The following is a 24541-nucleotide window of genomic DNA, read 5'->3' on the forward strand; positions in this document are numbered from 1 at the left end:
GAAGTGGATATTATCCAGATCGGGGCTAGGAATATGCAGAACTTTGACTTGCTTAAAGAAGTGGGCAAATGTAGAAAGCCGATCCTCCTGAAACGAGGCCTAGCCAACACGATCGAAGAGCTGCTAATGAGTGCAGAGTATATTATGTCCGAGGGCAATGAACAAGTCATTTTTTGTGAACGGGGTATACGCACCTTTGAGACGATGACAAGAAATACCTTGGATTTATCCGCAATTCCCCTGCTCAAGCAGAAGTCACACCTTCCGGTGATCGTGGATCCCAGTCATGCGGCAGGAATACGCAGCCTCGTTGCGCCGCTTGCCAAAGCAGCCATGGCTGTAGGGGCAGATGGGTTAATGATTGAAGCCCATAATGACCCTTCTAGGGCACTGTGCGACGGCGCCCAGTCTTTGGATTTAAAGCAGTTTGAAGAAATAATGGTCGATTTAAGGAAGAGAGCCCTATTCGAAGGTAAAAAGATGTCATGAGCGCCATGGGACTCTCTGTATCAATTTTTATGATTTATAGACACGAATTTCTTCCAGCTTCTGTTTGACCGACAAATTGACGGTGTCCCATCTCGGTACAGCTACTCCGGACTTCGGATCAGGAAACAAATGATCGATCGACAATCTCAGAGGACTACCTATTTAATATAGTTTGTTCCGAATCACTGTAAAAATTATAGGGAGGGTTTCGTCAGATACCCTCCCTATGAGATAATATTCTATTCGGCGGAACTCGTTGGGGCGCGAAGGTCCCTTCGCGCCCCAAAAAGGATATGAGGAAATTTCTGGCCTGTCCCCAAAAGCCACTTTCGAGTCGCAAAGAGGATAAGGGAATATTTCAGGCCTGACCCCAAAAATGGCAAATGATGAGTAAGAGGAAGGATAGTTCCTCTTACTCATCATTTGTCTAACCATTTATACTTTACCTCCCATACCTTCCATATCGTCCATTATCTTAACAATCGAATATAATGCATTAAATTTGATATGATCTTCTTTAGTCGATCCATTAACCCCATTTACCTTTTCACACTCAAACTTTATTTTTTTTAGTAGCTCATTCCACATTTTTTCATAATTCATGGTAATTCACTCCCTTCTATCCTCTTACAGCAACTAGGTCAAGTTATGAAAGAATTAAGAACATTTTAACCCAAATGAGCAGGCTATTCAATTGTTTTGCTAGTAATCTGATAATTTCGCGAACGATTTAAGCTTCCAATTATTTACAAATTGTGTTTTCATAAAAAATAGTTAAAAGATAAGTAAAAAATTAGTCTATTATTGGCGTTGCACCGTCATCAACTTGCAAGAGCGTTACCTCGGACGGGAACAACTGAGTGATTTATATATCGGTAAAGGCGGAAGTTTTGGTCATGATAAAGGAGATCTCCAACCAATGAGATCTCTTTGCATGGCCAGCAGCTACTGCATAACAAGCTCAGGCAAGATCATTAATTGAATCAAGAAGCAAGTATCGATTATATCCCTCAGACAAAGGTTTTGGGGATAATTTTTGTTGGAATCTGGGCTTTGTGGTTGTGCTATAATCATGGAACGTTAATGGAATTCGGGCTTGTGTAAAAAATGGATTCTTGGATTTCTTTGCAAAGGAAAATGCAGATATCTTTTGCCTGCAGGAAACAAAAGTGCAGGAAGATCAGATTCCATTTAATCTCGACGGCTATTATCAGTACTGGAACTTTGCTCAGAAAAAGGGCTACTCTGGAACCGCAATTTTTTCTAGGACAGAACCTCTCAATATAGTCTACGGAATGGGTAAAGAAGAACATGATCAAGAAGGAAGACTAATAACTTTAGAGTTTGAAAAATTCTATGTCGTGACGGTATATGCCCCAAATTCTCAAAGAGGGCTAGCTAGACTGGAATATCGAATGAAGTGGGAAGAAGATTTTTTAGATTATATAAAAGACCTCAGTAGTCCCTAGAGGTCATGTTTAGATAAAAGCTTGCAGGGACTACTTAATGTGACAAAGTAGGTCGTTGGCTAACAATAATGGCCAAAAGAAGGAAAATCATTGCTTTGTGTTGAATTTTATTTTGGAAAAGGGTTGGGATAGGAGCAACAAAGCATGGGATTCTTTCAATTGCAACATGGGACAGATTACTACGATAATGCCATCGACGGGATTCTAACGATGGATAATTTTAATCGAACCAGAAAATTATCCATCGTATTGTTCATGAGCAACTTTATACTGCTATTTGTTGACTATATCAATAACGTTAAAGGTCTCTGGAGTATTACCGATGGTTATAAGTATTTATTCTATTCTCATGTCGTTTTGGGTTTGGTAACACTTCTTTTTATTTTGAGTTCCTACAGAATTATTGCCCAGTCCCCCCAAAAAATAATTTCAGCTCATAACTTCTTTGGAATCCTATTTGCTCTCTTTTTGCTAAACCATGCGGCTATAACATCGGGTTGGATCGATCAAAAAATTCATAGTCAACTTACTGTTTACGTTATAACCTGCATTATTATCGCTGTTATGTGTAACTATAAACCGAAGATTGCAGTACTTTTATATGGATTATCCTGGATTACTATTATGATTTCCGTAGCTACTAGTCAAGCGGATCCCGCTCTTCGCCAGGCGCACTATATAAACGCATCTGTTTTATTGATAGTATCATATTTTCTCTCCGTAGTACTTTATCAATTTAGACGACAGGATTTGCTACATAAACATTATCTAGAGGATTTAGTCACAGAGCGTACAAAAGAATTACAGACAGCGAATGATTTACTTTCTAGAGAGATACTGGAGAACAAACGAGCGCAGATAGAGATGGCTAAATTGGATAGGTTGAACTTAATCGGTGAAATGGCTGCAAGTATTAGTCATGAAGTCCGAAATCCAATGACAACTGTAAAAGGTTTTTTGCAATTACTTAGGAACAAACAAGAGTCAAAGGATAAGGAATATTTTGACCTAATGATTGAAGAACTTGACCGTGCAAATTGCATTCTCTCAGAGTTTCTTTCTATCAATAAAAACAAACCAACCATGTTTGAATTGCACAATATTAATGACATAGTCACTTCCACCTTGCCGCTCGTCCAAGCGGACGCCCAAGCCAATGATAAAGTATTAACGGTTGAACTTAATAATGTGCCGGATTTACAGCTCGACATTCAGGAAATACGCCAACTGTTATTAAATCTTGTTCGTAATGGGTTAGAAGCTATGTCTAGTGGCGGACATTTAAGAATAAAGACGTTTTTTACTAACAATGAGGTAGCCTTAGTCGTCTCGGATGAAGGTAAAGGAATTGAACAGAGTATTTTGGAAAAGTTAGGCACACCATTCTTTACAACGAAAGAACAAGGAACAGGTTTAGGATTAGCTGTGTGTTACGGTATAATTTCACGCCACAATGCAAGGATAAGTGTTGAAACTAGCCCTTCAGGTTCCACATTTAATGTATACTTTGAATTAAGTAATTAAGGAGCGGTGGCAAAGGTTGCGTCGAGATTCCACCTGGTCTCGTTAAAGGTGGACCTAATAATTCACAAAATAGTAAGGCCCTAGCAAACACCTGCTTTTCTCTACTTGATCAGAGAAAAGCAGGTGTTTTTTAGTTATAGTCAGCGCGACAGTATCCTTAATGGCTGTACGCTTTTGAAGGAAGAGGACCTTTTGAATTATATGTTGAATATTAGTGAGGTTAAACTTTATTGAAGTCGGATAAGAGTTCTGGATGATGGGTTTTAAATTAAGGAGGATAATGCGTATGTACAAGTTATATCCTTTAACAAATGCCCAGAAATCTATCTGGGTGGCAGATAATTTATACCCTGGTACGAGCCAAGCTGTTTCATCGACAACTGCGGTAATCCGTGAGGTAATAGACTTTACTTTAATGAATGAAGCCATAAATATAGTGATTAAACACAACGATGCTCTTCGTATTAGATTGGTTAATCAAAACGGTACGCCACAACAATATTTTTCTGACTTTGTCAAAAAGCAGTTTGATGTTTTAGATTTTAGCTATGATCATGGCGAAAATGATTATAAACAATGGGAAAAGAAAATGGTTGAAACCCCATTTAACTTAGTCAACTCAGAACTTTTTTATTTTGCCTTGATTAAGTTAAGTGAGAAGAAAAATATCTGTTTCTTCAAATTCCATCATACGATTATTGACGCCTGGGGAACCGCTCTGGTGATAAGAAAGATGCTGAAAGAATATTGGCAACTAAAGTACAATAGCCTTTCAGAAAGTCATGATGAGGAATTTTCCTTTGTTCATCATATTAATGATGAACTTCAATATATGGCTACCCCACGCTTTGAAAAACATATGGAATTCTGGTCAGGTGTTTTTGGAACAGTCCCAGAATTCACATCGTTTACTGATAATAAAGGGATAACCAGCTTGGTGGGAAAAAGGAAAAGTTATATTCTATCCGAGTTAATAAGTTCTAAATTGAACAGTTTTTGCGAGCTAAATAAAGTGTCGGCGTTTAGTGTCTTTTATGCGCTGCTTGCCTTATACCTGTCCAAACGAAGTAATAAGAAAGACATAGCGATTGAAACTCCTATTTTGAATAGATCGGGCAAGACGGAAAAGAACACAGTGGGTATGTTTATGCATAATATACCCGTCAGAATCTATGTTGAGCCAAGCCTTGACTTTCTAGCCTTTGTTAATGAGGCTTTTCGAGAGTTAAAGAAATTTATGAGGCATCAGCGGTATCCATATAGCAGCATATTAAAAGATTTTCGTGAAAAACAACAATTCTCTGGAACTCTTGTGGATGTTACCTTGAATTACCACAATCTCAAGCTAGATTCGGTCATTGAGTATGAGGCAATCTGGAATTATCCCGGAGCACAGTCCAACTCACTGTCAATATGTGTTAGTGACCGGGCAGATACCGGCTTGCCAGAATTGGATTATGACTACTTACTTGAAGCCTTCAGTGAGGAAGACATCGATCAAATGCATAACAATCTATGCAATCTATTAACCGACGCCCTAGAAAACCCAAGCAAAAGGCTATATGAACTACAAATGTTATCTCAGGACGAGCTGATTAAGCTCTTACTAGGGTTCAATCAGACAGAATTAGCCTATGAAGCTAAATCTGTGTCTGAGCTATTTGAAGATCAGGTTATAAAATCGTTAGATAGTACGGCAATAGTCTTCGGAGACCAAAGATTAACTTATCGAGAACTTAATGAAAAGGCTAATCAGTTGGCCCGTTATATACGTGGTAAAGGGATGTCTTGTAATTCGATTGTTGGGTTGCTTGTCGACAGATCGCTGGAAATGGTAGTAGGTATTCTGGGGATTCTTAAGGCCGGAGCAGCCTATTTACCTATAGATCCGGCTTACCCTAGGGATAGAATTGCCTATATGCTTAACCAAAGTAATACCCGCTTAATTCTTACGGATAAAAATAACCCTAATAGTTCTACCTTTAAGAATTGTGTGTTTGCCAACATTTCGTTAAGTAACATCGCTGTCTATAATAGTGATACGGCTAACTTGGAAAAAGATATAAACCATAATACCGATGACTTAGCCTATGTGCTTTTTACTTCAGGTTCGACAGGTAAACCCAAAGGGGTTATGGTTCACCATAGGGCTTTATGTAATCTCATTAACAGCGTAGCACGGAATCTGAACTTTGAGAGTCAAACGATTGTTTCGTTAACAACGATCTCCTTTGATATTTTCTTCAGTGACACGATTTTGCCCTTGACCAAAGGGCTGAAGGTTATAATTGCCAATCCGGAAGAGCAAACAATGGCAAAGTATCTCTTTGCCCTGATTAGCAAACACCAAGTTAAAGTTCTGCAAGCCACACCGTCAAGAATGAAGCTGATTTTGAGTGAGGAACAAGGTCGGGAGTGCTTGAATGATTTATCCCACATCTTAATTACAGGGGAGAGTTTTCCTGCACCATTATTACCCCAACTTAAATCCGTTACTCAAGCAGAAATCTATAATTTATATGGACCAACAGAAACGACGGTTTGGTCAACAATGGCAAATGTTACTCATTCCGAAAAGATAACGATCGGAAAACCGATCGCCAACACCCAAATATATATCCTTGACGATCATCTATCTCCAGTAACTATGGGGTCAGTAGGCGAAATTTTCATTGTCGGGGATGGAGTTTCTTTGGGCTACTTAGCTAACCCCGAATTGACCAAAGAACGTTTCTTAGCTAATCCCTATATAGCGGGTTATACAATGTACCGGACAGGGGATTTGGGACGATGGCTAAAAAATGGTGATCTAGAATGCTTGGGCCGAACTGATAACCAAGTAAAGATCAGGGGATTAAGAATCGAGATGGAAGAAATCGAAGTCTGCCTGTTAGAGCATACCTCGGTTAAAGAAGCAATCGTAATGGTTCGAGAAGATAAAGCGGGCAAGAGACATCTATGTGCCTACTTAACGGGTGAAAAAAGGCTCAGCCATGAAAGTTTAAGATCTCATATATTGAAGTATCTGCCAAATTATATGGTTCCTGCTTGTTTTATTTGGCTCGATGCTATACCGTTGACTCCGAATGGTAAGATCAACCGCCGGGATTTGCCTTTACCCAACGAATTAGAATTGGAACAGTTAACCCATGCTTATATTGCTCCCAGAAATGATGTGGAATGGAAACTAGCCATGATTTGGGCTGAAGCGCTTGAAGTTGAAAGGGTTGGAATTGATGACAACCTATTTGCTTTGGGGGGAGATTCCTTGACAATCTTGGAAATTATGGCTGGCGCCTTATCTTACGAATGGAAACTGATCGCTCAGGATTTCTATGAATGTCCAACCATTGGGTTGCTGTCCTCTAAAATCACGGGGTGTAGCCAAGAGGATAAAGAAAGTGAAGAAGAAGTTTATCTCTCTGATAGGGTATGGCCAACGGAAGTGACGATAAAGCCAATGGATATAGGTAATGTGCTTTTGACGGGGTCGACGGGCTTCTTAGGAATACACCTTCTATGGGAGTTACTGGATCAAACAAAGAACATAATCTATTGTCTGGTACGGGGGAATCAGGCCAAAGTAAAATTGGATAAACTGCTGAGCTTTTACTTCCCCTCACTTTCTGTAACCTTGAAAAACAGAATTATTGTGGTTAACGGGGATATTTCCTTTGAACAATTTGGGTTGGATGATAACTCTTATAAAGATCTGTCCCAAAAGGTACAGACAGTCATCCATTGCGGCGCATTGGTCAAACACTATGGTAATTATCGTGAGTTTGAGAAGAATAACGTACAAGGGACAAGGGAAGTTATAGATTTTTGTCTAAAATTTGACAAGAAATTTAATCATATTTCAACTATTAGTATATCAGGAGATTTTGTTGTCGACCTAAGTAAAGGGAAGACAGTTTTTTCAGAAAAAGATTTTTATTTAGGACAGGATTATAAAACCAATGTCTATGTACGTAGCAAATTTGCTGCAGAGAACCAGGTGTTTCAGGCTGAAACTGAAGGTTTGCGGTTTGCTATCTTTAGGATTGGTGTCTTAACCGGACGCTACTGGGATGGTAAATTTCAGCACAACATAGCTCAAAATGCCTTTTATCGTAAAATTAAGTCCCTTGTGGCTTTAAGAGTTGTCCCGGAAAGTTTCTTTGATCAAAGTATTGAGTTTACACCGGTAGACTATTGTGCTAAAGGGATTGTGAATATTATCCAGGTCAATCAGGCACGCGGTCTGGTGTTTCACATGTTCAATCATCAAGAGATTAAGGCAATCGAACTCCTTAGTTATTTAAGAGAACTAAATATGTCTGTTCAAACCCTATCTAACCAGGAATTTGATGTTTATATTAGGCAGCTTTCCCAAACAAAAGAAGGAAAGGAAACCCTGAGTGGTCTCGTTTCCGATCTAAGTGTCAATAAGAGATTGAATTATAGTAACGTCATCACGGTTGATTCTACGTTTACTATTAATTATTTGGTTCAAACAGGTTTTGTTTGGTCAGAAATAGATGTCGAATATCTCTCTAAGATTGTAAGCTATATGCGTGAAGTTGGCTTTATTAATGATTCAATAAGTTTAGCTTAATGATTACGCGATCGAAATTCATCTAGAGTCCTTTATTTCTCTATATAACAATAAAGGACTGAACAATAAAAAAGTGATTAATCGAGCTTTCGTAAGCTAAGAGCGATCCAAGGTCGTTTTTGAGGATGCGAAAACGGTTTTCGCCTAAATCTCAACTTAGTCAAAATGATGTTTAGCTCAGAGCTTAACCCGTCGGATTGGAAATAGGTTAGCAACAAGGAGCACGTTGAAATGACTCAACGTGCTTCTTGTTAGAATTCTTGTTAAAAAACTAGTACTAATAGATACGCTTCACTCCGGTAACTTCGGCACTCAAGGAATCCAAGGCGACAAGGTCATCAGCGTTAAGCTCTTTCAACGCTGCCTTGCCAAGAGCACGCATACCTTCTTCCATCTCCAAAACCATAGAGGTCAGGGTATTAACAACACTTGTGGCTGCTTGATCGATATCAAGTTTACTCTTGGCAGGAGAATCGTAAAATACTAAGGTAGTAGGAGGTTCCCAGGGTATTACTTTACTGATTTGGTTATGGGTAAGGGCAAGAAGTGGAACGGTAGCCATATAGATAGCATCCGCCCCTAGAGCAATAGCTTTAAGACACTCCCCAGGAGTAAAATATCCCCCTGCTACGATCAAGCTTACACGGTCACGCACCCTCTGGTTATTTAAAAAGCGCGCGGCTCGAATCAAAGCGAAGAGACTGGGTATTCCAAAATCATCTTGTTTAATTGGAGTTGTCGCATGGGAACCGCCTTGCGCACCATCAATAATCACGGCATCAAAACCCAAATTTATAGCGGCCGCTAAGTCATCCTCTAAATGCCCCGTTGCCATCAGTTTTAAGGCAATAGGAATACCGTTAGACCGTTTACGCAGACTTTTCATGAAAGCAGGCCAATCGCTTTGTTTTTGAACCCCAGGAGGTGCTGGAAAGGAAATGGCCACTTCATCAGGGGCCAATCCTGATAGTTCTTGAGCTCGACCTTGAAATTCTACGGCCTCTATTGTGACAGATCCCATATCGGCGCCTTGCCCCATTTGAACCTCTAACATATCAGCAGAGTCAATCTGTTCTTGAGTTCTTGCCCCCCAGGCCCAACGTGAAATTTGCAAGGTGTATTTTTCCGCTTCGGCGCGTTCTTCAGGTAAAAAAGGACCTTCTCCAGAACACGTGGAAGTCTGCAGACTTTTTGCCGCTCTGGCCAAAGCTCTTTTTGCTTCCTCGCTCAGTGCAATTCCATAGGCCATTGCACCAATCATAATGGGAATATTAATAATCATCGGCTTGTTGGCCTTTGGACCAATGGTCACCTGCATGTTTAGCTGGGCACTTTCAGGCAAAGAAAGCCTCGTCATTAACTGGGGAGCAAACATGAGGCGTCAAACCCGGGAAAATGCTTAGGGGAACCGAGTGGTCGTGTGATAACTTTGCCGTTTTCCGCTCGAAAACCGTTTTCCAGGATGTTTATCACCGAAATACGTTTCTCAGCTGGCCACAATTCCATAAGATTCTGGGTGTATTTATCAGAAAGCAGTTTGTCGGAAAAATCGCTGATCTGCTGACCTATCAGATAACGCAAAATTGGTTTGATGAGGAGTACCAGCACTAAGAGCACCTGAAGGGCTAGTAATAGGATTAGTAAAAACAACCAGAACGAACTCGTGATCGTAATCTGCATGTCTAGACCTCATAACGTTAAGTTTCATGCTTTGCTACTGTTTAGGCCTCGTTGCCTGCCAGGCCTTAAAGATAAACCAAAACAGTAATAGGTCACCGAGAGTAAACATTGCCCCACCTAAAGCTCGAATCCATAAATAGGAGTTAAGGAGCAGATGTACCTCCATAAAATCCATGCCTATGATTCGCCAGAGATAAGTCTGTACGAAGCCGGCAACCAGCAGGGCTAAGGACATGGTCATCAGGCCGCCATTGAGTAAGATTACAGCGATAACTCCACCTCGATACCCTTTAAGTGTAGGTTCACTACCCTGGCTGAGGACGTAGTAACATCCAGCCAAAACAACAAAACCGAGGCTGCCAAATAAGGCTAAATGGGCATGACCAGAGGTAACATACGTTCCATGCGTATACAGATTGACCCAAGGTACAGTAATGAATAAGCCGAAGAGGGAGGCCCCGGTTATATGGTAAAATATACTGCTGAGCAGCAACCATAAGGTAAGCTTTTCCCGCTTACTCTTTACTTTTTTAGACTTTAAGCCCTTATAGATCATATGAACCAACAACCCAACGGGAATGACTTCTACGATGCTGACCAACGAACCAATAACCAACCAAACAGCGGGAAAACCGATCCAGTAATAATGATGTCCGGTACCATATAAACCTCCGATGACAGCCAAAGCAGCCTCCAGATAAAGCCACTTTTCCACTTGTGTACGAGGGGCTAGGCCAGAAACAATCAAATATATGGCAATAAAACCTGCGGATGTGAGCTCGAAAGCCATTTCTTCCCATAAATGGACAATCCAGAACTTGGTGGCTTCATCGGTAATTGGATTACTATAGGTTAAGGTATTTGGCAGCAATAATAACAACAAAAAGATAACTCCCACCGTCATTGTCGTGGTAGCAGGTGTTATGTTCCGCTTATCCGTCAGCAAAGTTCGGATAAGGTTATAGGAGGCTAGGGTTAACGCTATACTAATGCCAACATAAAAGATGGGCATCCCTTCAAGATATTCTCGACCATTACCAATCCGCAGGGCAAGGGTTCCAAAGATTGATAAGCTAAAAAACATAACGATCCAGTACTGCCAACGGGCCAAACGGGTGGAATAGATCTCCCGATTAAGTTCAGCAGTCGTAAAAAAGTACACCATACCCATAGTACCGATCAGGGGCCATAGGCCAGCCAAACCCAGATGGATGGCTCTACCAAACTCAAAGGGGATTGGTGAAGGTAAATCAGGTATCACCAAATCCAAGGCACCCATCAAGGCCACTATAGTTTGCAGGGCAAATAAGCTTACGGCCGAAAGGCAATACCTTCGGCTAATCTTTTGGGCTATAAATTGCTGCTTTTTAGCCACAGATTTATTAACCTTACCTGTATAAGAAAACCGTTTGAACAGCTTCATAAGTCCTTCTCCAGGTTTTCTTGCTGAGGAGGCCAACCCAAAGTAGGTATGGTGTGAAGAAACTCTAAGTATTGAACTAGATTATCGGCATCTGCCTGGTCGAGGGCTGGGTGACGGGTATACCTATTGGGACGCATTACTGGCGGCTCCACAAGATAGTTAATAAGATATGAAGAGTTTTTCTGATCGGTAATATGAGTTAAATCATCCCCTTCATAACCACCGTGTCCAAAGAGGGTGTGGCAGCTTACACAATTATGCCTTTGCCAGACGACTTTGCCTGCTACAGCTGACTCAGGCATGGGAGTCGGAAGTCTGGCCGATATAAGTGTAATCGCCACAAATAAAACCAAGGATAAGATGCTTAATAACAAGAAAGTTCGCAACTTCAAGAGGCTTCATTCCAATTCTAGCAGCATAGTTTTGTGGTAGTGTTTACCAAAGCCAGAAAACTATTCAGTATTATGGAGGAGGTCGTGAAAAGTATGGGAGTGCGTCGATTCGGCACTATTTTCGGATTTGATAACCATAAACTAGACTTTCTGAGCGTCTCGGGCCTTGCCTACATAGCGCTCCGCGGTCATGTGCATGGCTTCGATCTCCGTCTCAGTGAGTTCTCTTACGACTCGTGCAGGGACTCCCATTAGCATTACGCGTGGGGGATAGGTTTTATTTCCAGGCACAAGGGTCCCTGCGGCAATAGATGTTTCTGCGTTGATGATAGTACCGTCAAGAACGATTGCGCCCATACCTACGAGAGATCCCCTACCAATCTGACATCCGTGCAGAATAGCGGAATGCCCGATTGTGACATAGTCTTCGATGGTTACCGGCTGATTCTCGTTTACATGGATAACAACCAAGTCCTGAATGTTAGTACAGTTTCCAATTCTGATTTTAGAAAGGTCCCCTCGAATGACTGAGTTATACCAAACACTGGATTGTTCACCTATTTCTACGTCACCCGTTATTTTACAGCCTTCGGCAATATAAACACTTTTGGCGAGTTTAGGCTCTTTAGCTAGTTCATCATGCATATTATTCTACCCCCGATAGTTTTGATCGTTAAGATGTCAATGGTTCATTATACTATAATCTGGTGTGATTTTTCTCACACTTAAAGAATCCTCAAAATCACAGTACTTTAAGCGTATTTGATTTAACCACGTGCGACAAGAAGTCTCCCGCCTCTAAGCTACCTTGCTCACGCCAGTGAGTGTGTAGGCGGGAGAGAATTTCTGCCTTTTTATCCCAAAAAAAGCATTGATATTCGGCTTTATCCATGATAAAATGTAATCAGTAGTAATCGTGGTGGATGGTGATAAATCAATGGAATTAGATAATAATAATCATTCAGTATTTCTTATGTATTATCATCTTGTTCTTGTCATTAAATACCGTAGAAACGTCATCGATGAAGTAATTTCTAACAGGCTCAAAGAAATATTCGAGTATGTGGCTCCCAACTATAATATTACCTTGCAAGAATGGAATCAGGATAGAGATCATGTTCATATTCTGTTCAAAGCACATCCGAACAGCGAATTATCAAAATTCATCAATGCCTATAAAAGTGCATCTTCTCGACTGATTAAAAAAGACTATCAATACGTACGAGAATCCCTCTGGAAAGAAAGCTTTTGGTCAAGAAGCTTTTGCTTGCTTACGACGGGCGGTGCACCGATTGAGGTCATTAAACGTTACATTGAAAATCAAGGTGAGAAGCTATGAATAAAGCGTTCAGATATCGCCTTTATCCTAGCGCTGAACAAGCGATCCTTATCAATAAAACCTTCGGATGTGTGCGATTTATATATAATCAAATGCTCGCAAACCGTAAAACTATTTATGAGCAGTATAAAGACGACAAAGAAACGTTGAAGCAGCAAAGGTATTCTTTACCAGCCGCTTATAAAAACCAATTTGAGTGGTTAAAAGAAGTGGATAGTCTGGCCCTTGCCAATGCCCAAATCAATCTAAATACTGCCTATAAAAATTTCTTCAGGGATAAATCAGTCGGATTTCCAAAGTTCAAACGAAAGCATAGGGATAGAAAATCCTACACAACGAATAACCAAAAAGGAAGCATACGGCTTATTGATAGCAAAACCATTCGATTGCCTAAATTGAAAGATGTTCGAATTAAGCTTCATAGGCAATTACCGCCAAATTCCATCCTTAAATCAGCCACGATCAGCCAAACACCGACCGGTAACTACTACATAGCGATATTGGTTGAGTTTGAAGCCAAACTAGAACCGATAACACCAACGGTCGATTCAACCTTAGGTTTAGACTATTCTTCAAAGTCGTTGGTCGTTGATAGTGAGGCAAGAAGCGCCGACTATCTCAGATTCTACCGTAATGCGGAAGTAAAACTAAAGAAAGAGCAGCGAAAACTATCCAAACGACTAAAAGGCGGTAAAAACAAAAACAAACAACGTCTAAAGGTTGCTAAACTTCATGAAAAGGTAGCGAATCAACGAAAGGACTTTTTGCATAAGCTGTCAAGGCAGATAGCCAATGCCTATACCGCTGTCGCAATAGAAGACTTAAACATGAGAGCCGTGGCGCAATGCTTAAATCTGGCAAAATCAACGAATGACAATGGCTTTGGAATGCTGAAAACATTTTTGGCGTACAAGCTGGCAGAACAAGGTAAGCAGCTTGTCATGACCGATAAATGGTATCCGTCCAGTAAACTTTGCCGCTATTGCAAGACGGTATATCCGGAGTTGACGCTGGCAGATAGAACCTGGAGCTGTAAGCATTGTGGAGCAGAGATTGATCGAGATATAAACGCCGCAATAAACATCAAAAATGAAGGTTGTCGAATACTAGGTATAGCCTAATACTAGAAGAACCGTTGGAATGGAAAATATGCGAGAGACGAGACCCTCCCGCTAGTATTTTAGGTATATCTCAATCTCATAATCAGTTCATCATATGCTTCCAAAGTAATTGTTACGTTGCCAACGGATTTGGTTATTGTGTTTTTACTGTCATTTAAATTTTACCCCTTTCGTGGTTTGGTCGCCCTTAGTTCAATTACTGAGACGAACTCGAAGCGCTTGACGTCGTACCCGACGTTGGCGAATATACAGGAACCCGATGAACCCACAGCGACAATGTCGCATTACCCATGGCTAATAATTGAATAGACGGAACTAAACAGGACGCAAGGCACGAAAGCCAAGCGTTCTTTTTTTGTTTCTTCAATAGGTAAGCTGAAAGTTCAGCACTTCGACGACCTTCGTCAATTCCGCCATGACCGTGAACCCTTACAATATGTATGCCTGACGACCCCGGCGAACCCCTTCGACCCTTCGCTAAGACGACCCAAGACGTCACTAGACACGCCACGACGTCGCCTAAGCTTTCAGAACGTCCCGACAGTATATTCGTTACAATTCGACAATTTATGGGCTTATATCGCGTTGAAAATTAATTTTCAACAATAAGACGTAGACCTTTCGGGGTTGACGCCTTTCTTTTCGTCAATTGTTTGTTCAAAACTAAAGTTCTTGGCGACCGTAACAAACCGCCCAAACTTGCAACATTTATTAATGAAGACATACGTGACACGTCACATAGGGCGTTTTCATCCCGGCATTATAAAAATGTAGACGACAATACGAAGGGGCGGCAAATAATGAACAACCACACTATGACGATGAATTCGCCACCGCAAAATATCCGACATTATCGTTGTGGGTATTGGGGACTTATGTCCTTTCAAACGATAGTCGAAGAATGATAGTTGAAGCGCGAATTGGCGCTAAGATATGACCCAAGGGAAAAAGTTTCGTCTAAGTACAAGTATTCGAAGCACACAGTATTCGATGAACACGTATTTAAAGGACACTTATTTTAGGGACACGTATCCGAAGGATACAAGACGGGAAAAGAACGATAGCCTTTTCAGATAAATCTTAAAAGACTACAACCGACCTTTCGAAGCATGACAAAGGGGTCGCCCGTCTTCTCGATCTTTACGAATACGGCGACATTGACCGCGCAACCTACAACGAACGGAAATCACAACGCGCCAAGGAACGGGTCGAACTTGAACGACAATTAGCAACATTGGAAGCAAGCGCGGACAATACCACCACCACCGCCGCACGAATCGAAGCCATAGACAAGGCGGTCGAAGCAATCCAAACTAACGACGCAAGCCCCGAAGCAACGAAGGCGTTAAATACAGAACTTCACAAAATTATTGAAAAAGATCGTTTATCACAATGACGGAAATACTATAACCTTAGAAGTTCATTATAAGTAAGGCGGCGAAAGTCGTCTTATTCTTTTTGTCAATTAATCACGTTGGAACCGTGACTTGAATCACAAATACCCCACGTTTAGTGTGATAGTATAAGCGCATAGCAGAGAACGAACGAACCGCGCATGACGGCGGTACGAAGGAAAAAACTATAATTTGTGGAAATGAAAGGATGGGTAAACGATGTTTTGTTATCAGTGTCAAGAAACTGCCAAAGGAACCGGTTGTACAATTAAAGGGGTCTGTGGAAAAAACGAAAATGTAGCCAATTTGCAAGACCTACTGATCTACACATTAAAAGGGATCTCCATTTATGCGGTTCAAGCGCGTGCTATGAGTATTGTTCGACCAGATGTCGATAAATTCATTATGGAAAGCCTCTTTAGCACAATTACAAATGCTAATTTCGATAGAAGTCGTTTCGTAGATAGAATTCAAGAAGGGCTCACCCTGCGCGAAGGACTCAAGCAAGAAATTCTTCAAGCAGGCGGTACGATTCCAGCAATCTTGCCTGATGCAGCCACTTGGTCAGCTCCTGCAGATGAGTTTGAGAAAAAAGCAGCCGTTGTCGGTATCTTGGCCACAGAAAACGAAGATGTTCGTTCACTCAGAGAATTGCTGACCTACGGTTTAAAAGGGATGGCTGCATATGCTGAGCATGCGTATACTTTAGAGCACAAAGAAGCAGGCATCTTTGCCTTTATCGAAAAAGCTTTAGCAGCCACCCTAGATGACACTCTCGCAGCGGGTGACCTCGTTGCTCTAGTCTTAGAAGCAGGGAAATACGGCGTTGACGTAATGGCACTCTTAGATACGGCCAATACCACCACTTACGGTAATCCTGAGCTTACTAAAGTCAATATCGGTGTTCGAAACAACCCAGCCATTCTGATCAGTGGTCATGATCTAAAAGATCTCGAAGAATTGCTCATCCAAACTCAAGGCACTGGAGTCGATGTCTATACCCATGGTGAAATGCTTCCAGCCCATTACTATCCCTCCTTTAAGAAATATGACAATTTCGTCGGCAACTACGGAAATGCTTGGTATAAACAAGACAAAGAATTCGATTCCTTTAACGGTCCAATTTTCTTGACCACCAACTGTCTTGTTCCCCCGAAAGATTCCTACAAAGATCGCGTCTACACGACGGGTGTTGTCGGATTCGAAGGAGTTAAGCACATCGCTGATCGTGAAGATGGCAAGGCCAAAGATTTCTCCGCGCTGATCGCTCACGCTAAGAGTTGCCCAGCACCAACGGAAATTGAAACAGGAGAAATCATCGGAGGATTCGCCCATAATCAAGTTATGGCCCTGGCTGACAAAGTTGTAGATGCTGTAAAATCAGGAGCTATTAAGCGCTTCTTCGTCATGGCTGGCTGTGACGGCCGCATGAAGAGCCGTGATTATTATACCGATTTTGCCAAAGCCTTACCCCAAGACACCGTGATCCTTACGGCAGGATGTGCCAAATATAAATACAATAAACTAAACCTTGGGGACATCGGCGGTATTCCAAGAGTTCTCGATGCAGGACAATGCAATGACTCCTATTCCTTAGCTGTCATCGCTTTAAAACTTAAAGAAGTCTTCGGCTTAGAGGATATCAACCAACTCCCAATCTCGTATAACATCGCTTGGTACGAGCAAAAAGCAGTCATTGTTTTACTGGCCCTTCTCCACTTAGGCGTAAAAAACATTCACTTAGGACCGACGCTTCCGGGCTTCTTGTCTCCGAATGTGGTCAAAGTCTTAGTAGAAAACTTCGGCATTGCCGGCATCTCCACCGTTGAAGATGATGTCAAAATGTTTATGGCGTAACAATACTGAAAAAATCTAAAAACTAAATTGTTTCGATGGGCTGCCTTTCAGTTGAGGCAGCCCATTTTTGCTGCAATTCGAGCTGAATTATACGACAAAATTAGTATAGATTAAGAATAACAAAGAGAATCTGCGAGTTTATATAATAATTACCAAACCAAAGGGAGGATTACATCATTAAACGTCGAAAATAATGCAATACGAATAAAGAAGGGTATTTTTTAAAAATACCGAGGAGTGTTTTCATGTCAGAGATGATTTGTCCAACTCAAGATTGGGAGCAGGCCATAAAGCAGATTAAATCGGTTATAGCTGCTCGAATCAAAGTTAATAATCAAGGGGAAATCGAAGAGGTTCACATTCTATCGGGTTCAGGACGGGCACCGAAGCAAATCGTGAGGGATGTCGAATCAATCTTGGTGGCCCAATTTAATTTACAAATTGACCATAAGAAGATTAGTGTTGCTCAAGTAGAAGATGATGAGGAAGTAACCATAGCCATGGTGGAGTCAAAGCGACCCAAATTGGTCGGGGTTACCCTTAGAACGGTTAATGGAATGGCAGAAGTAAAGGTGGAATTGCTAACAGGAGACAAACTTATAGAAGGAGTGGCCAAGGGCCCTTCCTCATCTCATAACAAGTTGAGACTTTTTGTTAAGGCGACACTTAATGCACTCAATCCCCTGACCTCAGATACTCTGCTCTTCGTCACAGACGATGTTGGAATTACCCAGCTAGCTAAGCAACAGATTGCCTTAGTATCTATAACCTTGATTGCCCCGACCGGAGAACAATCTCTGACAGGATGTGCTTTGGTCAGAAACGATGATCGGGAAGCTGTGGTTAAGGCAACTCTTGATGCCGTAAATAGGAAACTAAAGTTTCTTAGGAACGATTAATTTGCTATTTTTGGCCGACCTACCTAACAATTAAATTTTAAAACTCTCTGTTTTATTTCTCTACTAGCGAAGCGGAAAAAACAGCGGAACGGAATAAGAGCGAAGCGGTTAAACTGTACCTTTGATAAAAAGATCAAGGAGGTTTACCGCATGAGCAAGTTATTTAAAGTAATTACTATTCTCGTTACTCTCGTTATTGCCGGTGGCGCAACGCATAGAATTTAATATGTAAAGTAGTCGGCCAATATTTATAAGAGGTGGCTAATGCAAAGTTTACCAAATAAGTTTAAAGTATTTTTCATACTAGTAACTGCTTCTGCCATGATAGTTTTGGGATGGAATATCCTTCGAACTGATTGGAATAGAATACTGCTAATTCAGGTTTTAATATTTGGGGTTCTAGGAATCATCAGTGAATCCTTACCTGTTGCCCTGCCGAAAGGGGGGTTTGTGACTGTTAGTTATCCAATTTTTCTTTGTGAGCTTATCTTGTTTCCCTTAGGAGTGACGCTAACGGCTAGTGCTATAGCTGGACTGATTATTTTTGGTAAGGTCGCCATAGAGCAACCCTTATATAAACGAGTGTTCAATGCGTCACAATATATCTTGTCCTTAACGGCAACATATTGGGTTATGAACTTTTTTAACCCTCCTTCGTTTCAAATTAATTTGAAGCTCCTTATAGTGTATGTAATAGCTGCCGCTGTTTATATGGTTGTAAATGTCACCTTAGTCTCAATCGCCTTGGGAGCAATGTTTAATAAATCAGCTTGGTCAATATGGCTCAGTAATTTTCGTTGGTCCGTGCCTAACTCCCTTGCACTTGTTCCTCTTGGATTTTTAATGGCTTTGCTCTACAAAAATTGGGATGCGCTGGGACTTTTCTTGCTCTTCATCCCACTTATAGCTTCTCGTCATGCTTTTCAACTCTATGTAGACATGCGAGAGAATTATCTCAGTACGGTCGAAGCTCTTGTTCAGGCACTTGAGGCTAAGGATACGTACACCAGTGGACATTCTGCAAGAGTAGGAAAATTAGCGGTTGCTATTGCAGAAGGACTCGAAATGAGTGATGAAAAGATAGAATCCCTCAAATACGCTGCAGTGTTGCATGACGTAGGGAAGATCGGGGTAAGCGAAACAATCCTCAATAAAGAGGGAAAACTACTGGACTCAGAGTGGGAAGCTATACGCAGTCATCCGGTTATCGGGCAAACGATCATCAAAAGCATTAAATTTTTGTTTGATATAGGACAAGTTGTACGCCATCATCACGAGCGTTTTGATGGGGATGGCTATCCAGATGGACTCAAAGGGGGAGAAATCCCACTGGAATCCCGGATCATAGCCGTAGCTGATACATATGATGCGATCACATCGGATCGGAGTTATCGTGAAGGCAGTACACATGACGAGGCCATTGCTGAGCTTAGGAGAGTCGCTGGATCCCAATTGGATCCTAAGATCGTAGAAATATTTTGTAAAGTGGTTACAAGTAAAATGACAGTGCGAACGGATAGTTCTGACCAAGGAGAAATTGCTTAATCATTTAGGGTGGCTTAAGAGGTGAAGTATGCTCATAGAAACGTTGATCTTAGCGTTATTAATTAGTTTGTTATGTGGGGGAAAGATAAGTCGTTTGGGGGAGCTCGTGCTTCGAGAATTTTGGCTAGTCCCCTTGGCTCTCTTGATACAAAGTGGAGTTTATTGGGCTGCTGTTCGCGGAATTGGGTTAGGCCCGAGTTGGCTGGTCCAGTCTCTAAGTACAGGGTCCTATTTTTTATTGCTATTTTTCACATGGCGTAACAGAGCATGCCCAGGTATGAGGTGGATTACTCTGGGAATTTTGCTTAATACCATTGTAATTGGAATAAACGGAGGAGTAATGCCAGTTGATCCAGTGTTCCTTTCAGAGGAAAGCCGTAATGCATTGCTAGAAGGGCAGGGTACTCATGGGTTGATGACTTCGATGACACACCTGAGCTTCTTAGCAGACCGCTACTATCTGGATATTCTGGGACTTCGAAGACAAGTATTTAGTGTTGGGGATATCCTGATTGATATCGGAATATTTTCCCTAGTTTTAAGGACTATGGTAAGGAAAAACGACCAAAGTATCCAAGACAATGATTCCTTGAAAACAAACTAAATTTATGTACTTAAATCTCTTCAGTGAGTAAATCTCGAATAACTTCCCCAGCGATAAGGAGTCCGACTACGGAAGGAACAAAGGAGATGCTCCCAGGAATTTGGCGTTTTATAGCACAGTGGGCATCCCCACTTGGACAAATGCAATTAGTTTTACAATCTGCGTCAGCGGTAATTGGGTTAAGTGGAAGGTCCGGGCTATACACAACCTTAATCCCTTTGGAGATTCCTTCTTTGCGTAGTAGTTTGCGCATAGCCTTTGCCAGCGGATCTCCGCTCGTTTTAGAGATGTCTGTAACTTTGTAATTTTCTGCAGTAAGGCGGTTTCCTGCCCCCATACTGGAGATAAAGGGAATCTTGCGCAGTAAACATTCTTTGGCTAAATTTACTTTACTCGAAACAGTGTCTATGGCATCAACCACATAGTCTAGCTTTCTATCAAGAAAGTGGTCTGCATCAGTTGCTGTATAAAACGTCTTGATCGTTTCGACATTGGCTTTCGGATTGATCTCTAGAATTCGGCGTTTCATGACCTCAACTTTCGCCATACCTACGGTGGAGTGAAGGGCATGTAATTGACGGTTAATATTCGTAAGGCAAATATCGTCATGGTCAACTAGGATTAAATGACCGATGCCCGCACGGGCCAGGGCTTCCACGGTGAAAGAGCCAACCCCGCCGATTCCAAAGATCATGACCGTGCTCTGGACAAGTTTTTCCAGACCATTATTACCAATCAGTAGCTCTGTCCTAGAGAATTTGTGTTGCATTAGTTCCTCCGTTAATTGATTTATTCCTCTAGTTTATCATAACCCGTTACAAGAAAATATAGAAAGGGAAAAAGGGAGGCGGAGGGCGAGAATACATGTTAAATGCGAAACGCAAACAAGGAACTTGTCCCCATGTTTCCCCAGGTCTGGCTAAAGATGTCGAAAATAATCAATAAATTATTTAAGGCAATTTAATAAGTTATGGTATAATTACTTATCAGTCTCCAAAAGGGTGTGATTCAGGAATGGATGCCGAAATGAAAGAAATGTTCGGAATGATCTTTGAGAAGTTAGATTCAATGGACAGAAAATTCGGAACAATGGACGAAAAAATTGACATAATGGACAAAAAAATTGGCACAATGGACGAAAAAGTTGACACTTTGGACGAAAAATTTGGCACATTAGACAAAAAATTTGACACATTAGACAGAAAAGTAACCAGAAATTCCGTAGATATTGAATCAATTAAGTCGGACATCAAAACAATTGTTGAAGTACAAAAAGCTTATATGGATAAAAATGAGCGAGACCATGAAAAAATAATTACACTGATCAATGATGGTATGAGTTTACATTCTGCAATATTAAAAAATCTTTCATCAGATGTTCGAGGATTAGAAGAAAACCAAAAAATACTCGAACGAGAAGTGGCAAGTATAAAAAGAAAAATTGGATAACCCCATGGAGGAGGCGAAGGGACAGTTCCCTTGCCTCCTCCTATGTTTATAAAGCTTTAAATTTTCCTTCGTTTTGTAAAACTGGTGTGGAGCAATTGATGCGCCTTTTCTCCGTAAGGTTCGCCCATGAAATCTTTATACAGAGCGAGGACTGCCGGGTTTTCGTGCGACTTTCGCAAAGGCTTGGAGCGGTCTTCTTGATAAATGGCGCTAGCACGGGCTTTAAGAATTTCAACATTGCCATGGTGATAGGGTTGTCCTCCTCCACCAATGCAGCCACCAGGGCAGGCCATAATTTCAATGACATCATAATGGGCTTCTCCAGTTTGGATTTTTTCAAGAATATAACGGGCATGTCCCAGACCGTGGGTGACAGCAACCCGATAATCGCGTCCACCGATCGGGATGACTGCTTCCTTAATCCCATCCAGCCCCCGGACTGCTTCGAATTCCACTTTTGCCAGAGTTTCGCCGGTTATCCACTCATAAGCGGTCCGTAGGGCTGCTTCGAGGACTCCGCCTGTTGTTCCGAAAATCACGGAAGCACCGCTCGATTCCCCTAAAGGGTGATCAAAATCTTCTTCCTTAAGGTGATCAAAATGTATGCCTGCTTCCCGAATCATACGTGACAGTTCTCGGGTCGTGATGACAATGTCCACATCCGGGGTGGCCCGGTTTTGACCTAACTCCGGGCGGGCTGCTTCGTATTTTTTGGCGATACAAGGCATGATTGAGACCACGGTAATTTTCTTAGGATCAATCCCATAGAGCTCTGCATAATAGCTTTTGGTCAAGACCCCTAACATTTCATGGGGAGATTTGCAGGTCGAAGGGATATCTAACAAATCCGGGAATTGATGCTCAAAGAATTTGACCCAGGCGGGGCAACAACTGGTCAGAATCGGTAATCGACCACCATGTTTTAGGCGGTGAACCAGCTCAGAGGCTTCCTCCATAATCGTGACATCCGCTGCAAAATCGGTGTCAAAGACGCGGTCGAAACCAAGTCGCCGTAAAGCCGCAACCATTTTGCCGGTGACAATTGTGCCTGGTTCTAAACCGAATCCCTCCCCCAGAGCAACCCGTACGGCGGGTGCTGTTTGCACGACGACAAAGCGTGTGGGATCGTTAAGGGCTTTCCAGACTTTGTCGACTTGATCCAGTTCCATCAAAGCACCGGTGGGACATACCGCGACACATTGTCCACAGAACGTGCAAGAGGTCTCATGTTGAGGTAAATCGAAGGCTGTTTTAATCACCGTTTCAAAACCGCGCCCTACGGCAGAGTAAACTCCCACCGTCTGAACCTCGTTGCACATGGTTTCACAACGGCGGCAGCGAATACACTTATTCGGGTCGCGAATAATCGCTAAACTGGATTTATCGATTTCATACTCAGATTCTTCCCCTTCATAGGAGATATTGCGTACCCCTAAATCGGCAGCCAAAGCTTGGAGGTCACAGTCTAGGTTTTTGCTACAAGTTAAACACGATTTAGGATGGTCAGAAAGTAGGAGCTCAACCATTGTCCGTCTAGCCTGGATGGCTCGCAGAGTATCGGTTTTAACCACCATGCCACTGACAACTGGAGTTGAACAGGAAGGGGCCAAATTGCGTCGACCCTCGACTTCAACCACGCAGACTCGGCAGGAAGCAATGTGATTATTAATGTTCATTTCATGAAGGTTAAGGTAGCATAAGGTTGGAATGTCGATGTTTATGGTTCGGGCTGCATCTAAGATAGACATTCCTTCCGGTACGGTAAGGGGAATATCGTTAATAGTAAGCGGTATATCCAATTCGGAATCCTCCTTTAAAGCAAACTTGGCTGGCGCTCGAAGACACTGACTTCGCACGAATTAGCCTTCTTGCAGCTTGCGAAACGGCCGCCTAGTTGCACTTATGCCCGCGCATTCTAATAAGCAGGGTACAGGGGTACCTTAATGGTGGATAATAGCGCCGGCGATGCGGCAGTTTTCAAGGCAGGCTCCACATTTTAGGCAACGTTCTTCATCAATGACGTGTTGCTCCTTGGCTGTGCCGGTGATGCAATTCGCCGGGCAGTGTTTTGTGCAAAGGGTACACCCTTTGCATTTTTCTGTGATCTGATACTTCAACAAGCTCCTGCAAACTTTAGCCGGACAGGTTTTGTCTACGACATGGGCAAGATATTCGGCTCGGAAAAACTCAAGGGTGGAAAGGATAGGGTTTGGAGCAGTCTGCCCAAGCCCGCAAAGGGAAGTGTCCTTGATGATCTTTCCCAGCGTCTCCAGTTTATCTAGGTCATCTTCAGTTCCTTTGCCTTCTGTGATTTTGGTCAGGATTTCGTGAAGACGTTTGGTTCCGACTCGGCAGGCAGTGCAGCGACCACAGGATTCGTCCACCGTGAATTCGAGGAAGAACTTGGCGATATTAACCATACAATCGTCTTCATCCAAGACAATAAGCCCTCCGGAGCCCATCATGGAGCCAATGGCAGCTAAGGATTCATAATCAATCGGGGTATCTAAATATTGAATCGGTATACATCCGCCAGAGGGTCCTCCGGTTTGCGCTGCTTTGAACATTTTATCGTGCTTGATTCCCCCACCCATGTTAAAGATAATTTGCCGGAGAGTTGTTCCCATGGGGACCTCCACAAGTCCTACATTCCGGACCTTACCTGCTAGGGCAAACACTTTTGTTCCTTTGCTTTTTTCTGTGCCTATTCCGCTAAACCAATCCGCTCCTTTTAAAATTATGGGAGGGACATTGGCCAA

General features: G+C 42.1%; 19 protein-coding genes and 1 pseudogene. 11 read left to right on the plus strand and 9 right to left on the minus strand.

The annotated features are described in order from the left end of the window. The coding region (locus JL57_RS27075) for an N-acetylneuraminate synthase family protein (RefSeq protein ID WP_034145009.1) at positions 1 to 489 on the plus strand (489 nt) is incomplete at its 5' end. 435 nt (positions 490 to 924) lie between these two features. On the opposite strand, the gene JL57_RS35715 is transcribed toward JL57_RS27075, so the two are convergent. After that, positions 925 to 1092 carry a hypothetical protein gene (locus JL57_RS35715; protein ID WP_291300643.1) on the minus strand — a complete coding sequence of 56 codons (168 nt, stop codon included), beginning with the start codon at positions 1090 to 1092 and terminating at the stop codon, positions 925 to 927. Positions 1093 to 1544: 452 nt separating this feature from the next. Here JL57_RS35715 and JL57_RS27085 point away from each other — a divergent pair. The 3 genes and pseudogenes from JL57_RS27085 to JL57_RS27095 all read left to right on the plus strand — a co-directional run. After that, a pseudogene (locus JL57_RS27085) lies at positions 1545 to 1946 on the plus strand (exodeoxyribonuclease III); the annotation flags it as partial. A gap of 156 nt (positions 1947 to 2102) precedes the next feature. Beyond that, on the plus strand, positions 2103 to 3482 hold the full coding sequence (locus JL57_RS27090) for an ATP-binding protein (protein ID WP_034145011.1): 1380 nt from the start codon (positions 2103 to 2105) through the stop codon (positions 3480 to 3482). A gap of 286 nt (positions 3483 to 3768) precedes the next feature. Further along, positions 3769 to 8079, plus strand: a complete 4311-nt coding sequence (locus tag JL57_RS27095; RefSeq protein WP_291300644.1) for a non-ribosomal peptide synthetase — start codon at positions 3769 to 3771, stop codon at positions 8077 to 8079. 277 nt (positions 8080 to 8356) lie between these two features. Here JL57_RS27095 and JL57_RS27100 read toward each other — a convergent pair whose 3' ends face one another. The 5 genes from JL57_RS27100 to JL57_RS27115 all read right to left on the minus strand — a co-directional run bounded on the left by JL57_RS27100 (position 8357) and on the right by JL57_RS27115 (position 12219). Then, positions 8357 to 9421 (minus strand): FMN-binding glutamate synthase family protein, encoded by a 1065-nt coding sequence (locus JL57_RS27100; RefSeq protein ID WP_291300645.1) that lies wholly within the window; start codon positions 9419 to 9421, stop codon positions 8357 to 8359. Positions 9422 to 9435: 14 nt separating this feature from the next. Beyond that, positions 9436 to 9759, minus strand: a complete 324-nt coding sequence (locus JL57_RS35720) for a hypothetical protein (RefSeq protein WP_291300646.1) — start codon at positions 9757 to 9759, stop codon at positions 9436 to 9438. A gap of 34 nt (positions 9760 to 9793) precedes the next feature. After that, positions 9794 to 11182 (minus strand): cbb3-type cytochrome c oxidase subunit I, encoded by a 1389-nt coding sequence (locus JL57_RS27105; RefSeq protein WP_045691339.1) that lies wholly within the window; start codon positions 11180 to 11182, stop codon positions 9794 to 9796. Continuing rightward, a complete protein-coding gene (locus JL57_RS27110) occupies positions 11179 to 11574 on the minus strand; it encodes a c-type cytochrome (protein ID WP_034145013.1) in 396 nt (131 codons plus the stop codon). Before JL57_RS27110 ends, JL57_RS27105 begins: the two co-directional genes overlap by 4 nt. A gap of 141 nt (positions 11575 to 11715) precedes the next feature. After that, on the minus strand, positions 11716 to 12219 hold the full coding sequence (locus JL57_RS27115; protein ID WP_034145014.1) for a gamma carbonic anhydrase family protein: 504 nt from the start codon (positions 12217 to 12219) through the stop codon (positions 11716 to 11718). A 292-nt stretch (positions 12220 to 12511) separates the two neighbouring features. Between JL57_RS27115 and tnpA the strand changes: the two genes are divergently transcribed. The 6 genes from tnpA to JL57_RS27145 all read left to right on the plus strand — a co-directional run bounded on the left by tnpA (position 12512) and on the right by JL57_RS27145 (position 20333). Further along, entirely contained in the window at positions 12512 to 12913 is a 402-nt protein-coding gene (tnpA, locus tag JL57_RS27120; RefSeq protein WP_034145015.1) for an IS200/IS605 family transposase, read from the plus strand. Further along, complete coding sequence (locus JL57_RS27125; protein ID WP_034145016.1) at positions 12910 to 14034, plus strand: RNA-guided endonuclease TnpB family protein; 1125 nt, start codon at positions 12910 to 12912, stop codon at positions 14032 to 14034. The genes tnpA and JL57_RS27125 overlap by 4 nt, the downstream gene beginning before the upstream one ends. A 1613-nt stretch (positions 14035 to 15647) precedes the next feature. Further along, on the plus strand, positions 15648 to 17285 hold the full coding sequence (gene hcp / locus JL57_RS27130) for a hydroxylamine reductase (RefSeq protein WP_034145017.1): 1638 nt from the start codon (positions 15648 to 15650) through the stop codon (positions 17283 to 17285). Positions 17286 to 17530: 245 nt separating this feature from the next. Next, a complete protein-coding gene (locus JL57_RS27135) occupies positions 17531 to 18184 on the plus strand; it encodes a hypothetical protein (RefSeq protein WP_034145018.1) in 654 nt (217 codons plus the stop codon). Positions 18185 to 18448: 264 nt separating this feature from the next. After that, positions 18449 to 19729 carry an HD-GYP domain-containing protein gene (locus JL57_RS27140; protein ID WP_034145019.1) on the plus strand — a complete coding sequence of 427 codons (1281 nt, stop codon included), beginning with the start codon at positions 18449 to 18451 and terminating at the stop codon, positions 19727 to 19729. A gap of 28 nt (positions 19730 to 19757) precedes the next feature. Next, positions 19758 to 20333, plus strand: a complete 576-nt coding sequence (locus tag JL57_RS27145) for a DUF5317 domain-containing protein (RefSeq protein WP_034145020.1) — start codon at positions 19758 to 19760, stop codon at positions 20331 to 20333. 10 nt (positions 20334 to 20343) lie between these two features. Here the strand turns inward: JL57_RS27145 and JL57_RS27150 are convergent, their stop codons facing one another. After that, on the minus strand, positions 20344 to 21102 hold the full coding sequence (locus tag JL57_RS27150; protein WP_034145021.1) for a ThiF family adenylyltransferase: 759 nt from the start codon (positions 21100 to 21102) through the stop codon (positions 20344 to 20346). Between the two features lie 245 nt (positions 21103 to 21347). Between JL57_RS27150 and JL57_RS27155 the strand changes: the two genes are divergently transcribed. Beyond that, positions 21348 to 21782, plus strand: a complete 435-nt coding sequence (locus tag JL57_RS27155) for a hypothetical protein (protein WP_034145022.1) — start codon at positions 21348 to 21350, stop codon at positions 21780 to 21782. Positions 21783 to 21838: 56 nt separating this feature from the next. On the opposite strand, the gene JL57_RS27160 is transcribed toward JL57_RS27155, so the two are convergent. Together JL57_RS27160 and JL57_RS27165 are read right to left on the minus strand one after the other, a co-directional pair. Beyond that, positions 21839 to 23581 carry an NADH-dependent [FeFe] hydrogenase, group A6 gene (locus tag JL57_RS27160; protein ID WP_034145023.1) on the minus strand — a complete coding sequence of 581 codons (1743 nt, stop codon included), beginning with the start codon at positions 23579 to 23581 and terminating at the stop codon, positions 21839 to 21841. A gap of 141 nt (positions 23582 to 23722) precedes the next feature. Next, positions 23723 to 24541: NADH-ubiquinone oxidoreductase-F iron-sulfur binding region domain-containing protein (locus tag JL57_RS27165; protein ID WP_034145024.1), on the minus strand; the 819-nt coding region annotated here is incomplete at its 5' end.

The organism is Desulfosporosinus sp. BICA1-9 (genome assembly GCF_000802135.1).

Coding starts and splice junctions, on each gene's coding strand:
- JL57_RS27105 (WP_045691339.1), bottom strand. CDS start 11,182: ATGAAGCTGTTCAAACGGTTTTCTTATACAGGTAAGGTTAATAAATCT.
- JL57_RS27125 (WP_034145016.1), top strand. CDS start 12,910: ATGAATAAAGCGTTCAGATATCGCCTTTATCCTAGCGCTGAACAAGCG.
- JL57_RS27095 (WP_291300644.1), top strand. CDS start 3,769: ATGTACAAGTTATATCCTTTAACAAATGCCCAGAAATCTATCTGGGTG.
- tnpA (WP_034145015.1), top strand. CDS start 12,512: ATGGAATTAGATAATAATAATCATTCAGTATTTCTTATGTATTATCAT.
- JL57_RS27150 (WP_034145021.1), bottom strand. CDS start 21,102: ATGCAACACAAATTCTCTAGGACAGAGCTACTGATTGGTAATAATGGT.
- JL57_RS27145 (WP_034145020.1), top strand. CDS start 19,758: ATGCTCATAGAAACGTTGATCTTAGCGTTATTAATTAGTTTGTTATGT.
- JL57_RS27155 (WP_034145022.1), top strand. CDS start 21,348: ATGGATGCCGAAATGAAAGAAATGTTCGGAATGATCTTTGAGAAGTTA.
- hcp (WP_034145017.1), top strand. CDS start 15,648: ATGTTTTGTTATCAGTGTCAAGAAACTGCCAAAGGAACCGGTTGTACA.
- JL57_RS27090 (WP_034145011.1), top strand. CDS start 2,103: ATGGGATTCTTTCAATTGCAACATGGGACAGATTACTACGATAATGCC.
- JL57_RS27115 (WP_034145014.1), bottom strand. CDS start 12,219: ATGCATGATGAACTAGCTAAAGAGCCTAAACTCGCCAAAAGTGTTTAT.
- JL57_RS35715 (WP_291300643.1), bottom strand. CDS start 1,092: ATGAATTATGAAAAAATGTGGAATGAGCTACTAAAAAAAATAAAGTTT.
- JL57_RS27140 (WP_034145019.1), top strand. CDS start 18,449: ATGCAAAGTTTACCAAATAAGTTTAAAGTATTTTTCATACTAGTAACT.
- JL57_RS27135 (WP_034145018.1), top strand. CDS start 17,531: ATGTCAGAGATGATTTGTCCAACTCAAGATTGGGAGCAGGCCATAAAG.
- JL57_RS35720 (WP_291300646.1), bottom strand. CDS start 9,759: ATGCAGATTACGATCACGAGTTCGTTCTGGTTGTTTTTACTAATCCTA.